This window comes from Polyangium fumosum, assembly GCF_005144585.1.
Classification (GTDB): Bacteria; Myxococcota_A; Polyangia; order Polyangiales; family Polyangiaceae; genus Polyangium; species Polyangium fumosum.
Window position 1 is genome coordinate 1 of sequence record NZ_SSMQ01000132.1, and the last position, 13,618, is coordinate 13,618.

The 13,618-nt window shown below is 67.9% G+C and carries 12 protein-coding genes; 9 read left to right on the top strand and 3 right to left on the bottom strand.

Translation table 11 applies throughout. The annotated features are described in order from the left end of the window. The first annotated feature begins 123 nt into the window (after positions 1 to 123). Genes E8A74_RS50200 through E8A74_RS50210 form a run of 3 tightly spaced genes read left to right on the top strand, consistent with a single transcriptional unit; the run spans position 124 to position 3,222 of the window. Positions 124 to 1,095 carry an aldo/keto reductase gene (locus E8A74_RS50200; RefSeq protein WP_136936324.1) on the top strand — a complete coding sequence of 324 codons (972 nt, stop codon included), beginning with the start codon at positions 124 to 126 and terminating at the stop codon, positions 1,093 to 1,095. 40 nt (positions 1,096 to 1,135) lie between these two features. Continuing rightward, on the top strand, positions 1,136 to 2,932 hold the full coding sequence (locus E8A74_RS50205; protein WP_136936325.1) for a hypothetical protein: 1,797 nt from the start codon (positions 1,136 to 1,138) through the stop codon (positions 2,930 to 2,932). An 8-nt stretch (positions 2,933 to 2,940) separates the two neighbouring features. After that, complete coding sequence (locus E8A74_RS50210; protein WP_136936326.1) at positions 2,941 to 3,222, top strand: hypothetical protein; 282 nt, start codon at positions 2,941 to 2,943, stop codon at positions 3,220 to 3,222. 3 nt (positions 3,223 to 3,225) lie between these two features. On the opposite strand, the gene E8A74_RS50215 is transcribed toward E8A74_RS50210, so the two are convergent. After that, positions 3,226 to 4,053 (bottom strand): mechanosensitive ion channel family protein, encoded by an 828-nt coding sequence (locus E8A74_RS50215; RefSeq protein WP_136936327.1) that lies wholly within the window; start codon positions 4,051 to 4,053, stop codon positions 3,226 to 3,228. Between the two features lie 219 nt (positions 4,054 to 4,272). Between E8A74_RS50215 and E8A74_RS50220 the strand changes: the two genes are divergently transcribed. Then, a complete protein-coding gene (locus E8A74_RS50220; RefSeq protein WP_136936328.1) occupies positions 4,273 to 4,833 on the top strand; it encodes a helix-turn-helix domain-containing protein in 561 nt (186 codons plus the stop codon). A gap of 27 nt (positions 4,834 to 4,860) precedes the next feature. Here the strand turns inward: E8A74_RS50220 and E8A74_RS50225 are convergent, their stop codons facing one another. Then, on the bottom strand, positions 4,861 to 5,556 hold the full coding sequence (locus E8A74_RS50225; RefSeq protein ID WP_170229996.1) for an OmpA family protein: 696 nt from the start codon (positions 5,554 to 5,556) through the stop codon (positions 4,861 to 4,863). Positions 5,557 to 6,228: 672 nt separating this feature from the next. Here E8A74_RS50225 and E8A74_RS50230 point away from each other — a divergent pair. Together E8A74_RS50230 and E8A74_RS50235 are read left to right on the top strand one after the other, a co-directional pair. Continuing rightward, on the top strand, positions 6,229 to 7,401 hold the full coding sequence (locus tag E8A74_RS50230; RefSeq protein ID WP_136936330.1) for a 6-phosphofructokinase: 1,173 nt from the start codon (positions 6,229 to 6,231) through the stop codon (positions 7,399 to 7,401). Between the two features lie 13 nt (positions 7,402 to 7,414). After that, a complete protein-coding gene (locus E8A74_RS50235; RefSeq protein WP_136936331.1) occupies positions 7,415 to 8,272 on the top strand; it encodes an HAD family hydrolase in 858 nt (285 codons plus the stop codon). 120 nt (positions 8,273 to 8,392) lie between these two features. Here the strand turns inward: E8A74_RS50235 and E8A74_RS50240 are convergent, their stop codons facing one another. Then, positions 8,393 to 8,707: a hypothetical protein gene (locus tag E8A74_RS50240; RefSeq protein WP_136936332.1), complete on the bottom strand. Its 315-nt coding sequence runs from the start codon at positions 8,705 to 8,707 to the stop codon at positions 8,393 to 8,395. Positions 8,708 to 8,877: 170 nt separating this feature from the next. Here E8A74_RS50240 and E8A74_RS50245 point away from each other — a divergent pair, with 170 nt between their 5' ends. The 3 genes from E8A74_RS50245 (at position 8,878) to E8A74_RS50255 (ending at position 13,479) form a co-directional block, all read left to right on the top strand. Further along, positions 8,878 to 9,822, top strand: coding sequence for a hypothetical protein (locus E8A74_RS50245; protein WP_136936333.1), 945 nt, complete (start codon positions 8,878 to 8,880; stop codon positions 9,820 to 9,822). A gap of 69 nt (positions 9,823 to 9,891) precedes the next feature. Continuing rightward, the gene (locus tag E8A74_RS50250) at positions 9,892 to 12,036 is read left to right on the top strand and encodes a TolB-like translocation protein (RefSeq protein ID WP_136936334.1); all 2,145 of its coding nucleotides are present in this window, start codon (positions 9,892 to 9,894) and stop codon (positions 12,034 to 12,036) included. A gap of 255 nt (positions 12,037 to 12,291) precedes the next feature. Then, the gene (locus E8A74_RS50255) at positions 12,292 to 13,479 is read left to right on the top strand and encodes a porin (protein WP_232380104.1); all 1,188 of its coding nucleotides are present in this window, start codon (positions 12,292 to 12,294) and stop codon (positions 13,477 to 13,479) included. The last annotated feature ends 139 nt before the right edge of the window (positions 13,480 to 13,618 follow it).

Consider the following 13,618-nt stretch of genomic DNA (forward strand, 5'->3'; position numbering starts at 1 on the left):
ATGATGCCGCTGCCCGAGAGACCACCGGTAAGCCGTGTGCGGGAAATCCGCACGCACGGTTTGAACGGGAGTCTTGCCAGAACCATGCGCGGATGGTCGCGCAGAACAAGGTAGGATTTACCAATGCAATACACCCGACTCGGCCGCACGGCCCTCCAGGTCAGCCGACTTTGCCTCGGCACGATGAACTTCGGCCCCCAGACGAGCGAAGAGGACTCGTTCCGCATCATGGACCGCGCCCACGATCTCGGGCTCAACTTCTTCGACACGGCCAACGTGTACGGCTGGAAGCAGGGCGAGGGCTGGACGGAGCAGATCATCGGCCGCTGGTTCGCCCAGGGAGGCGGGCGCCGCGAGAAGACCGTGATCGCGACGAAGGTCTACGGCGGCATGGGCGACTGGCCGAATACGTCGCGCCTCTCGGCGCTGCACATCCGGCGGGCGTGCGAGGAGTCGCTCCAGCGGATGAAGACGGATCACATCGACCTCTACCAGATGCACCACGTCGATCGCAACGCGCCGTGGGACGAGATCTGGCAAGCGATGGAGGTCCTCGTCCAGCAGGGCAAGGTGATCTACGTGGGCTCGTCGAACTTCGCGGGCTGGCACATCGCGCAGGCGAACGAGGCCGCGAAATCGCGCCATTTCCTGGGGCTCGTCTCCGAGCAGAGCCTCTACAACTTGATCGATCGCACGATCGAGCTCGAAGTGATCCCCGCCTGCCAGCACTACGGGCTCGGCCTCCTTCCGTGGAGCCCGCTCAAGGGCGGCATCCTCGGCGGCGCCCTCAAGAAAGAAAAAGAAGGGCGGCTCGCCACCGATTTCGCGCAAAAGAACCTGACCAAGTACCGCGAAAAACTCGAACGATTCGAGGCGCTCGCGGCCGCCCTCGGCGCACCCGCCGCGGATGTCGGGCTCGCCTGGCTCCTCGCGCAGCCCGCCGTGACCGGGCCGATCATTGGTCCTCGTACGATCGAGCAGCTCGACGCCACCGTACGCGCGCTCGATCTGAAGCTCGACGAGGCGACCCGGAAGAAGCTCGACGAGATCTTCCCCGGCCCCGGCGGCGCCGCGCCGGAAGCGTACGCGTGGTGAGTCACGTCCCAGCGGCGCCGGGATCGAGTACGCTCGGCCCGTGACGTTTCGCCGGGCCGCCCTGTCCTTCCTGCTCTTCGTCCTCGCGCTCGTCTCGTGGGCGCCTGCCGCGTCCGCGCATCCGTACAGGCTCCCCGGTGGGCGCGAGAAAGACGTCCTCGCGCTCTTCGCGCCCTTCACGCTGGGCACGGAGATCGCCGCGGGGTTCGCGCTCTGGAACGTCTCCATCGAGCAGCAACGGATCGTCGTCAGCTTGCACGAACCGAAAGGGCGCGAGGTGAAGCTCTCCCTCGTCCACCCGGACGATGACGCCGCGCGCCCCGACGCCCCGCGATCGTCGAGCTTCGTCGCCGTGCGTGATCCCACGGGGGATCCCGATGCCGAAAAGGCCGTCGCGAAGCTCCTCGAAGCCCTCGCGCGAAATGATCACGGCGACCTGTGGATCGAGCCGCGTCCGAGGGCCGCTCCGCGTTCGTCCGGCATGGCCCCGAGCCAGGCGCGTGTCGCGGCCTACGCCGCGGGGCAATGGGGCGATCTCGACGGGATCGTCGCGCTCTTCGGGTTCGTCGCGCTCGCCACCGTCCTCGCCGTCCGGCTCACGCGGGACGAGCCTGCGTGGATCCGCGCGGCGCTCGCCGCGATCGTCCTCGCCGGCGCGGCCACGCGGCTCTGGCTTTCGCCGGTCTCGTTCCTCGGCGCTTGGCCCTGGACACGCCTCTGGCCGAACGTGCGCGCCGTCGCCGACGGCCCGGTGCTCGAAGCGATCGCCGCGCGCGCCGGCGGCCCGTTTTACCTGACCGACGTCATTGCGTGGACGAATTTCGGGTACGCCGCCGCGATGCCGCTCGTCCTCTTCGGCCACGCGACCTACCTCCTCCGCGATCCTCGCGCGGGCCTGTTTGCCGCGTACGCCGTCGCGCTCTTGCCGCAACACATCCGCTTCTCGCGTTGCGAGGACGCATTCGTCCCCTCGCTCGTGATCACCTCGCTCTCGTTCGCGCTCATCCACGCGTGGCTCCGTGATCCTTCGCGCGTCTTCCGTATCGTCGCGATCGCCTGCCTGCCGGCCGCGCTTTACACGGGGTATCTGCTCCGGCCGCTGAACATCCTGTTCATCGTCGTCTACATGGCCGCCGTCGTCTCGCTCCACCCGGAGACGGCGCCTCCCGTGCGGCGCGTGATCGGCGTGCTCGTCATCATCGGGATGGGCGCGCTCGTGTTTCCGGTGTTTCTCTCGACGAACGAGGCGGCCGTGAAGACGGCTCTCTTTGGGCCGAGCTGGCTCCTCCACACGGGGCGCGCGTTCCTCGTGCCGAAGCTCTTCGTGCTCACCGATCCCGCCGTCACGCCGCCGGTGCTCGTGGTGCTCGCCGCCGCAGGCGTGATCCGCGGGGTTCGCGCGGGCGAACGCAGGCTCGTCGTGTTCCTCCTCGGCTGGCTCGGGATCTTCACGATCACGCACGCCTTCGTCATGGAGGAGACGATGCGCCCGCGGTATCACTTGCACCTCGTCGTCCCCTTCCTGCTCCTCGGCGCGAGCGCCGTGCCGTGGCTCTGGGACCGGCACCGCGTGGGGGTCCTCGTCGCTTGTGGGGCGCTCTTCGCGGCGCCTTTGCTGCATCGCGGTTGGCTCCAGGACCTCGGCTACACCGAGATGCAGGAGCACGCGTTCGTGCGGAAGGCCCGGGAGATCGTGCCCGAGGGCTGCACGGTGATCGAGTACGTCGGCGCGGACTTGCAGGCGAAAGAGCTCCGCTTCGCCCGCATGGGGGCGCGTGCCGGGGGGATCGCGTCAAGAATCGTTATCGTGTCGTCCCCGCGTTCGCCCCCGGCGTGATCCCCGAGGTGAACATCGAAACGCCGCTCGAAGAGCTGCTCCGCGACCCGCCCGCCTGCCTGTACCTCTATGAGGGCCTGCCGTGTTGGTCCGGAAAATCGCCGGACGAGGCGTATGCGGGGACGTGCAGCGAGCTCCGGCAGAAGCTCGACGCGGAGGTGGTGATGCAGGAGGAGGTGCCGCTCGTGATCTACGACCGGCAAAACATGCCGCCCGGGCGCCGCGACGGACCAAACGTCACGTTCTGGTTGTCGCGGGCGCGCGGGGGGGCGGGGGAGGGACGGCCTTGAAGATCAGGCAGCCGCCTTCTTGTGCTCGGTGATGACGATCGGGTTCGCCGGGGCCGGGAAGCCGAGCTTGCCGATCTCGTCGTTGATGATCTCGTTCGCCGCGAAATACACGCCCCAATAATGCGCCGTGTGGCAATACGGCCGCACGGCGAGCACGGGGCCGGCGAGCGTGAAGGTGAGCAGCTCGACGTCCGGCGCCGGCGTCTTCGCGACGTTCGGGATCGTCTTGAGCTTCTCCTTCAGCACCGCGATGGCCTTGTGCACGTCGGCCCCGCCCGAGAGCTGCGCGACGAGCTCCACGCGGCGATAGGGGTTTTCCGAGAAGTTCTTGATCGTGTCGCTGAAGATCTTGCCGTTGCCCACGAAGGTACGGACGTTGTCGGGCGTGTCGATCGCCGTGACGAAGAGGCCGATCGCGTGCACCGTGCCCTCGACGCCGCCTGCGATGACGTAATCGCCCGCCTTGAAGGGCCGGAGCACGATCATGAAGACGCCCGACGCGAGGTTCGAGAGCAGGCCCGACCACGCGACGCCGATCGCCACGCCCGCCGCCGCGAGCAGGCCGGCGAACGTCGTCGTCTCGATGCCGAAGACGCTGAGCACCGAGAGGAGGAGCAGGATGTTGAGCATGACGCCCGCCACCGAGCCCAGATAACTCGTGACCGTGTCGTCGATCTTCCGCGCCCGGAGGCTCCGATCGAGGATGCCGAGCACCGCGCGGATCACGATCCGGCCGACGATCCAGAGGACGATCGCCCCGAGGATCTTCAACCCCACGTTCATGCCGATCTGAACGGCCAAATCGATGTACTTTTGAATCGTTTCGCTCATGATGAATGTTCCCCTCAGCAATACCCGTGCCGGAACGTATCCGGGCCGACGTGCCTCCACAAGCGCTCGATTTCGATGTACGAGGCGCCTCGATCCGAGGCGGCGAGGCATCAGGTTGCGCGGGGGAGGTGAGGACACGCGTCCTCAGCGCGCGGCAGGGGGGATGCCGAGTCGTTGGAGCTTGCGCCAAGGGCTTGGAATCTGATTTCCTTCGGGCCCATGGATGGGGATCGGGATCTCGCGGGGAGGCTCGCGAAGAACGTCAAGCAGCTCCGGGAGGCGCGGGGGTTCACGCAGCAGCAGATGGCCAAGCTCGGCGGGCTGCCGCGTGCGACGTGGGCGCACCTCGAGTCCGGCGAGGCGAACCCGACGCTCGCGGTCTTGAACCGCGCCGCGTCCGCGCTCCAGGTGTCCATCGAAGAGCTCCTGAGCGCCCCGCGCAGCGCCGCGCGCCAGTACCCGCGCGGGACCTTGCCCGTGCGCACGCCGGGACAAGCCCTGGTGCGGAAGCTCCTGCCGGACCCCATTCCCGGCATGGAGATCGATCGCATCGAGGTCGCGCCTTCCGGCCGGATGACGGGGGTCCCGCACACGCCGGGCACGCGTGAATACCTCACGGTCGAGGCGGGCGAGTTCCAGCTTTGGGTCGCGGGCGAGCGCTTCGAGGTCGCCGAGGGCGACGTCGTGGTGTTCCGCGGCGATCAGCGGCACTCCTACCACAACCCGGGCCGCGTCCCGGCGGTCGGCTACTCGGTGGTCGTGCTGGCGCGGGGCGACTGAGCACCACGGTTTTCCGGCCAAACGATTTCAGAAGCAGGGATCGCCAGAGGCACGTCCGCCGCCGTCGACCGGCATGCCCATCACGGCCCTGCCTTTGAGCGCGGCGACGACGAACTCCATGCGCCGGTTTTGCTTGCGCCCCTCCGCGGTGCGGTTGTCGGCGATGGGCTTCACCTCGCCGAAGCCGACGGGGAGGAGCCGCTTGCAATCGACCCCGCGTGCGGCGAGCGCGCGGGCGAGGGAGAGCGCGCGGCGGCCCGAGAGCTCGAGGTTCATGGTCGCGTTGCCCTGGCTGTCGGAGTGGCCCTCGATGCGGAAGAGCGTGATCTCGGGTTTGGCCTGAAGGAACGCGGCCACGAAATCGAGGGCCGGCCCGCTCGTGGCCTTGAGGCTGTCTTTGCCCGTGTCGAACTCGATGGGCTCCTTGACGAGGAGCCGGCCGCCTTCGAGCGTGAATGCGTCGGGGCTCGTGGGCCCGGCGAGCCACGGCGAGGGGGCAAGGATTTCCGCGGGATTGCGTGGCTCGGGCGCAGGCGGCGGCGCGGGTTCGGGTTCGGGCGCGGGCGGCTCCTCGGCCGCGGCGACGGGCGCAGGCGGCGCCGTCGGGGTGTCCGTGAGGATCACGGGCGAAGGCGCAGGCTCGGGGGGCGGCGTGGTCGCGCCACAGGCCGATCCGAGCGCGGCGAGGACGAGGAGCGAGGCGAACGAACGAGGCGAGCGCACGAAAGGAACGATGCGCGGCGGTGAGCGTGCGGGGAAGGAAAATCGTCAGCGGGTCAGGTTCACGTCGTACACGCCGTAATCGCTCGTCGACGAGGCGACCGATCCCGATCGGGCCCATGACAGCATGGCAGCGAGCTTTGGTACCCAGGACTCGGCAAGAGGGACCGTCGACGTAGCTATTTCGGGTGCTGTGGTTGGCACAGGAGGCTACCTTATCGTGAGCGAGTGATGAAGCCCGAGCGTGTGGTTGTTGTTGCAAGTGGCTCGGCCATGCTCGTCGGCGCGGCCACGGGGCTGGCGGGGATTCTGCTTCCCTCGTCCACGCTCAAGATGGTTGCTAAGGGGTCCTTGGCGATTGGAGTGGGCGTCGGCTTTCTCCCGTTGACGCTTGCGCTCCTTCACAGCCTCTACCTGTGGCTGCGAGGCCGAGACCAGGACCCGTAGCTCTCCTCGGAAACACCTCGACACGTCGGTCCGATCCTCCAGGAACGTTCTCTCCGTCGACAGCGCGCATCGCGCGCTGTCGCCCCGCGTCCAGGGCTTGCCCTGGTCCGGGTCGAGGGGTGGAGAACCCCTCGTCGGGGTCCGGGGTGAAACCCCGGCGCTACGCGGTGGTGCGCTGCGCGGGTCGATCTTCCAACCCACCCCCCGTTCGTGCTACGCGCCTCCCACATGACGAACCTCGTGGAGTTCGGGACACCGGCCGCGATGCCGCCGTCGGAGCGGCGTCTGCTTCTCGTGTTCGACGGGGGCAACGCGCCGGGATACGCGTCGGTCGCCGTCGCGCTCACCGAGGAGGCTTCCCGCCGCGGCTACGAGGTCTGGGCCGCGACCGAGGGCTTCCGCTCGCTCACGCCCGACGCGACGAACGAGCCGCGCTTCGAGCGGCTCATCGTGAGCCGCCGCGAGCGCTACGCCCTGCTCGCCAAGGGCATCCCAGCCCGCAGCATGGGCCGCCGCGTCCTCGACGCCGGCAGCGACTTTCGCAGCGAGCGTTACCTCGGCTTCCACGACGCGCAAAAACGCCGCGCCGCCGCGGAGACGCTGCGAACCCAAGGGTTTTCGCACCTCGTCGGCGTGGGCGGCAATGGCACGTTCGAGGGCCTGCGCGCGCTGCTCGGCGAGATCTCGCCGCGGGTGCCCACAGGCTTCGTGAACGTCTCGATCGACAACGATCTCGCCGGCGATCGCGCGATCGGTTTCCTCACGGGCGTCGAGGCGGGCTCGACGATCGCGCGCGGGCTCTACGAGGACGCCTACACGCACAAGCGGATCTACCTGCTCGAGATGATGGGCAACCGGAGCGGCCGGCACGCGCTGCACTGCGGCGTGGCGGCGCGCGCGCACCTCATCGTGCTGCCCTTCTTCCAGTTCCCGGAGGCCGTGCTGCGCGAGACCGCCGAGGCCCTCTCACGGGCCGACTACGCGCTCGTCGTGGTGGCCGAGGGCTACGAGCGCGAGCGGCGCGCGCGAGAGATGCCCGGCGCGTCGGCGAGCGAGTTCCTGCGGCGGCAACTCGAAGCAGCAGGGCTCGTCGATTCCGCGCAGAAGCGCGTGATCGCCGAGCCCTTCAGCCGGTACCTGCGCGGCGTGCGGCCGGCGTTCCTGGAGATCTCGGCGGCCTACGTCAAGGCGTCGCTGCTCTTCGACGCGTTCGAGGAGGGCCGGACGGAGATCATGCCGTTCGTGCTCGCGTCGAACGACGTCGGCGTGCGCCCCTTCCACCTCATCGCGCGGGAAGACCGCGTGGAGCGAGCCTTCCTGCCGCTGCTCGCGCGGCTCCAGATCCCCGGCTTCTCCACGTGGATCCGGGACAACTTCACGAGCGAGAAGACCAGCCTCTGAGCGGAGGAGCGTCGTGGCAACGAAGTGCATCATCCTCGATTTCGACGGCACGTTCACCGACGTCGAGCGCGAAGCCGCGCCGTTCGTAGAGGTGTACCGAAACGCAATCTTTGATCTCCTCGGTCGAGAAGATGTCGCCGTCTGGGAAGAACGCGCCGCCGAGATCGCGCGAAACCCCGGTCGTTACGGCTGGATCCACGACGGGCGAATCGTCGCGCCCGCCGGCGCCGATCCCTACATCCGCTCGACGAGCATCGCGCAGCTCCTCTTCGAGAAGTACGGCGTCCTGCGCGGCGAAGCGACCCGCACGGCCGTGCTGACAGTCCTGTATCACCTCGCCTACGAGCAAACGCTGACCGCGTTCCGGCCGCGCGCAAAAGAGGTCCTCGAAGCCCTCGCAGCGTCGGGCCTGCCAACGTTCGTCGTCACGAACGCACGCACAGAGGCAGCGCTGAAGAAGCTCCGAACGCTGGCGCCCGAAGGTCTCTCGCGGATCGAGGTGCACGGCGACGCGCGCAAGTACGTCGTGGCCGAGCCCGAGGCCAACGACGCGCGCTTCTCGCGCGTGCCCGCAGAAATCCACCTGCCAGGCCTCGAACGCCCCGTGTACCCGCGCCGCGGCCGCTACTGGGAGCGGATCGCGCAGATCCTCCAAACGACGAACGTCGCGCCCGAGGAGGTGCTCGTCTGCGGAGACATCTACGAGCTCGACCTCGCCCTCCCACTCGCGCTCGGAATGCAGGTGCACATGGTCACAGGCCCACACGCACCCGCAGCACACGAGGTCGCGCTTTTCGAATCCCTCGGCGCACGCGCAAGCCATGGCGACGATCTCGGGCAGATCCTCGCGCGCGCCGGGCTCACCCGCTAACCGCCGTTGCGCCGGGGCAGCGCCCCGGCACGGCGGCTTGCGATGAGACCTGCGAGCCCCGCTCCATCCGCGTTCGCGGTGGGGGTCGACGGGCGGCGGTGGGGGGTCAGGGGATGGACATCACCATCGTTCACAGACGAGCCAACCATTGCGGTTGGAGATGTCGCCGCTGCAGCGCCTGTATTGGTTCAGGCAGGTCCTCCGCGCGCCCCCCGCGCGCGTCCGGCACCGCGCGCAGAGTTGCCCGCGCCTCTTGCTGATATTCCAGCAGGTTCGCTCGTAGGTGCGGGCCGCCAATGCCGATTCACTCTCCGTGACGTTGGCCTCCTCGTCTGCCGGTGCCGGCGCGGCGAACGCCACGGTCCCCGTGCCGAGGAGCGCGCCCAATCCCACGGATGCCGCAAAAAGGAGGTTGCTCACAGACTTTTTCATCATCGTCCTCCATGATTCTCTGCCATCGCCGCATCGTTTTGCCCGGCCTATCCGGCGTGATAATCACTCCCTAAGGTCGTGGATGTGGGGTCGCAATCACGGCAGCGCTCGCCAGTGGGCGGGACACCCGATGGATGTAGGGGCCATCCGGACGGGATGTGGTATCGTGCGTCGTGCCCGAGGATCGCCACCCCGCGCCCCGACAATCCCGAGCCCTCCTTCTGCTCGGGCTCCTCCTCGCCACCGCCGCCTGCGATCGTGTCGGCTACCGCGCCCTCGAACCACGCCCGAACGCGGGCCTCGCGACGAGCGGCGCCGGCATCTCGGCGCGGATCGAGCGTATCCACGTCGGGTACTGGCAAACGAGCGCGAACACGCGTGTCGATGTGCACGTCGTCAACGAAGGAAAAACGCCCCTCCACATCGAGCCGGAGAAAATCGATCTCGCCGTGCTCGGTCGGTCGTCCGCGCTCGTCTCCGCGTCCGTGGCCGAAGGCGACGAGGACCTCGCGCCTGGGGAGGGTGGCACCTATCGCCTCACGCTCCCGGGCGCGCCGATCGAATCCGGCGCGCCGTACGTGCTGCGCCTCCATCCTGCCGTTCATGCGCCGGCCGACGCGATCGAACCCTTGCCCCTCGTCAATCCTGCGAAGCCGCACCTCGGGTATGGCCCTCCGGACGATTCCACGTGGGTCTTCGTCGCCCGCGTCGGCGGGGGCGCCATTCGACGGGATGCCGTCACGGCGGGGCTCGGCGGGATCGAGGTTTTCACGGGGCCCCAGTTCGGTCGATTCTCGTTTGGCCTCAGCGCGATGATCGGCGCGGGCTCGATCGGCGGCGAGGTGCGTTATCGCTTCGAGCCGGCGAAGGTGCTCGCGATCGTCCCGTTCGCCGGGTACGGGTATTATCCCATCGCGGGGATCGTCGGCCTGAACGTGGGCCATGGGGGCCGCGTCGGCGCCGAGCTTCAGTTCTCGCTCGGCGAGGTCTCACGTTTCGGCTGGGCCCGGAGCGGCGGCCGCATGGGCGTCTTCGCGCACGCCGGGCCCGTCTACATGCGTGTCACCGAATCGGTGGGACTCGCCGCGCAAGGGGGGCTCACGTTCGGTTTTTTCTAGCATCCTCCCAATCCGAATCGCTCCGGACATCTGGTACCATGATCGCTGGATTGCTTCGGAGGTTCCCTCATGACGCGTGACAGGCTCTGGTTTCTTTTCCTTGCGGCGGCCGTCTCCTCCGCGGGTGTGATCGCCGCGTGCGGCGGCGGCGGCGAATCGAGTGGAGGCGCCGCCGGCAGCGGCGCTTCGGGCCCGGATGCCGGTTCGTCCGGGGGCGGCGGCTCGGGCGGCTCGGGTGGCGAAGGCGGGTTCATCAATTTCGACGGCGGCGAGCAGTCGCTCGTGATCGAGCCCCTGGACCCGATCCTCGACGTGACCGGCGTCCCCGGATCGCTCCCCTTCCACGCAAAACTCACCGACGGTTCGAATCCCGGCGCCGTGGATTGGTTCCTCGACGACGTCACCGTGGGGACCATTGGCGCCGACGGTGTGTTTGCGTCCGGCGGCTTCGTGGCGGGCAAGGCCAAGGTCACCGCGAAGAGCGGGCAACTGGAGGCGAGCACGACCCTCACGGTGCGCGTGAAGATCGCCGAGAATGCCGGCAGCCTCACGCCCGACGACCAGACGAAGCTCGACACCGGCGGCAATGCCGATCCGGGCTTCCGGTGGCTTTATCCGTACGACAAGACCGTCTTTCCCCGAGGCCTCGCGGCCCCCACGCTCCAGCTCGCCGGCAATGCGGACGCCGTGCTCGTGAAGATCCACGTGGGCGACTTCGAATACAAGGGTTACTTCGGCCCGTCCGCTCCCGCGCGGGTGGACCTGCCCCCGGCCGTGTGGAAGGGCGTCACGCAGAGCGCCGGCCCGGGCGCCGCGGTGTCCGTCACGGCCACGAAGCTCGTTGGCGGCGTCGCGACGGGGCCCGTCACGCAATCCTGGCGTATCGCGCAGGGCAGCCTGAGCGGCATCGTCTATTACAACACGTACGTCTCGAAGCTCGCGAACGGCGGCGCGGTGATGCGCATCAAGCCGGGCTCGAATGCGGAGGTGCTCCTCGGCGGATGCAACGTCTGCCACTCCGTCAGCGCGAATGGGAACGTGCTCGCGACGGGCGTCAACTGGACCGTCGACAATCCGCTCGACAGCGCGAGCTACGATCTCACGCAGGACGGCACGGCCTCGCAGCGCTACCTCGACAACGACGGCCGCAAGTTCTCGTTCGGCGGCCTCACGCCCGACGGCACGTACATGATTACGAACGGCATCCCGGCGAGCGGCTCGCCCGTGCGTGGTTTGGCCGGGGAGTACCCCTCGGTGCTCCTCGACACGAAGACGGGCGCCAACGTGGGGGCCTCCTCGTTCACGAACGCCGTCAAATATGCGCTCACGCCGACGTTCTCCCCGGATGGCAAGCACCTCGCGTTCTCCTGGTACGACGCGAGCCCCGGGCGAACCCTGGCCATGATGGACGTCGATCTTTTGCAATCGCCGCCCTCGTTCTCGGCGATCACGGAGCTGCTCACGGTGCCCTCGGGCATCGTCGGCTGGCCGAGCTTCACGCCCGACGGCGCCGCGGTGCTCTACCACGCGGGGGATCGCTTCGACACCGCGGGGTATGGCGCGACGGCTTCGTACGGCGAGGTCTTCCTGGTCGAGACGGCGACGAAGGCGGTGAACAAGCTCGCGGCGCTGAACGGCTACGACGAGAATGGGCAACTCTATCTGCCCTTCGGCGACGCCGAGGAGGCGCGCCTGAACTACGAGCCCACGATCCTGCCCGTCGCGGTCGGCGGGTATTATTGGGTCTTCTTCACGAGCCGCCGCGTGTATGGCAACACGATCGGCCCCGGCGGCACGGTGCCGGAGGGCAACAACAAGTGGGGCAAGTTCGAAAACAACGTCGAGACGCCGAGCCCGCGCAAGAAGCTCTGGGTCGCCGCGATCGACATCGATTACCAGGGCAAACCCGACCCGAGCCACCCCGCGTTTTACCTGCCCGGCCAGGAGCTCGAAGCGGGCAACATGCGCGCGTTCGCAGCGCTCGAGCCCTGCAAGGACCTCAACCAGCCTTGCGAGTCCGCCGCCTCGTGCTGCAACGGCAACGTCTGCCGCCCGGCCGACGTGAATGGCGATGGCACGAAGGAGCTCGTCTGCGTGCCGCCGCCCGCGAACGAATGCGCGCAGGAGGGCGAGAGCTGCGAGACCGCGGCGAACTGCTGCGCGCCGGGCTCCTTGTGCATCAACAATCGGTGCGCCGCCCCCACGCCGAAGTGAGGTCGAGGCGTACGCCTCCGGCCTGATCCCCACGGCAGCCAGGGCGGCCCCCAGCGCACCGGGGCGCCGCCCGTCAAGCCTCCCAGCATATTTCACGGGCAGCCGTGACCGGTCACGGGTCCTCTGGAAGCACGTCCGTTCGAACGGATGAATGCGTCGGGGGAAACCGACACGTCACCTCTGGCACGCGAGATGCTCGGGGGGGTTTCCATGTCGTCCCTGGGAAGACGCTTGGTATCGTATTGCGCCTTCGTGATGGGAGCGGCGCTCGGGCTGCCCGGGAGCGCCGCCGCGGTGGAGCCGAAGCCTCCGGTGGAGATATCCGGCTCCCCCGGCAATGGGGTGACGGTGAAGGTCGGGGACGTCTTCTCGTTCAATGCCCGGAGCCGGATCCAGCTCCGCTACCAGATCAACGTGCCTCCTGCGGATGATCAGGGCGAACGGGATTTCCAGCAGATCGTCAACATCGGGACGGCGCGCCTCTGGTTCTCTGGCCACGTCTATCGGCCCGAGCTGACCTACATGATTCAGCTCGCCATTGCTGGACGTGACTATCGTGACGGCGCGACGTCACCGATCTTCGACGCCTACATCGACTGGAAGATCCACCGCGATTTTAATGTCCGAGCCGGGCAATTTTTCGTTCCGTTCGATCGACTGCGGACGGTGCGCGAGTTCGCGTTGCAGATGGCCGACAGGCCGGTGCCGGTCGGCGAGCTGACGCTCGATCGCGATGCGGGCATCACGTTGTATTCGGAGAACTTCCTGGGGAAAGAATCTCCGGTCGCGTGGCGGCTCAGCGCGTTCGGCGGAGGCGGGACGAACCTGACCACGTCGAGGGAGCCCGGCGCGCTGCTCGTGGGTCGGCTCGAATTGCGCCCGCTCGGCAAGCTCGACGATGACTCCGAAGGGGATCTCGACCGCCGGAGAAAGCCGGCCGTGGCCCTCGGCGGCGCTTTCGCGGCGAACTACAACACGAACCGATTGCGGAGCACGACGGGCGCGACGTTCCTCGGCGGGACGACGGATTACCTGCACGCCGCGGCGGATGTCGTGTTCAAATGGCGCGGGTTCGCGCTCCAGGGGGAGTATCTGTGGAAACGCGCGGACGTGGACCGGATCGAATCCACGGACGAGGACGGAAACGCGCGGACGGAGCACACGCGTTCGGGTCAGGGCACGGTCGTTCAAGCGTCGTACGTGTTTGATCCGCCGATCGAGATCGTGGCGCGGGTTTCACGCTTGTACGCGTTCGGCGGGACGGATCCGAAGCTCGTCTCCGAGGTCCAGAGCCGCGGGCAGGAGGTTGGCGTCGGGCTCAACTATTACTTCAACAAGCACAAGATGAAGCTGCAAGCCGACTGGATCGCCCGGATGCCACACGACTTCGACTTCGAGAAGGCGAACCACGTGGCCCACCTCCAGCTCGACGCGACGTTTTGAGAGGAGCGCGTGCGCCTAGAGCAACGATCGGGTAGAAAGCCAGATCATTCCGAGCAGTTACGTGACGAGGATCGACAAGGCCAGACGGCTGTGCTCTACTGCGCGCGGCTCGCCCAGCCTGCACGGAATAGGTCTCCGC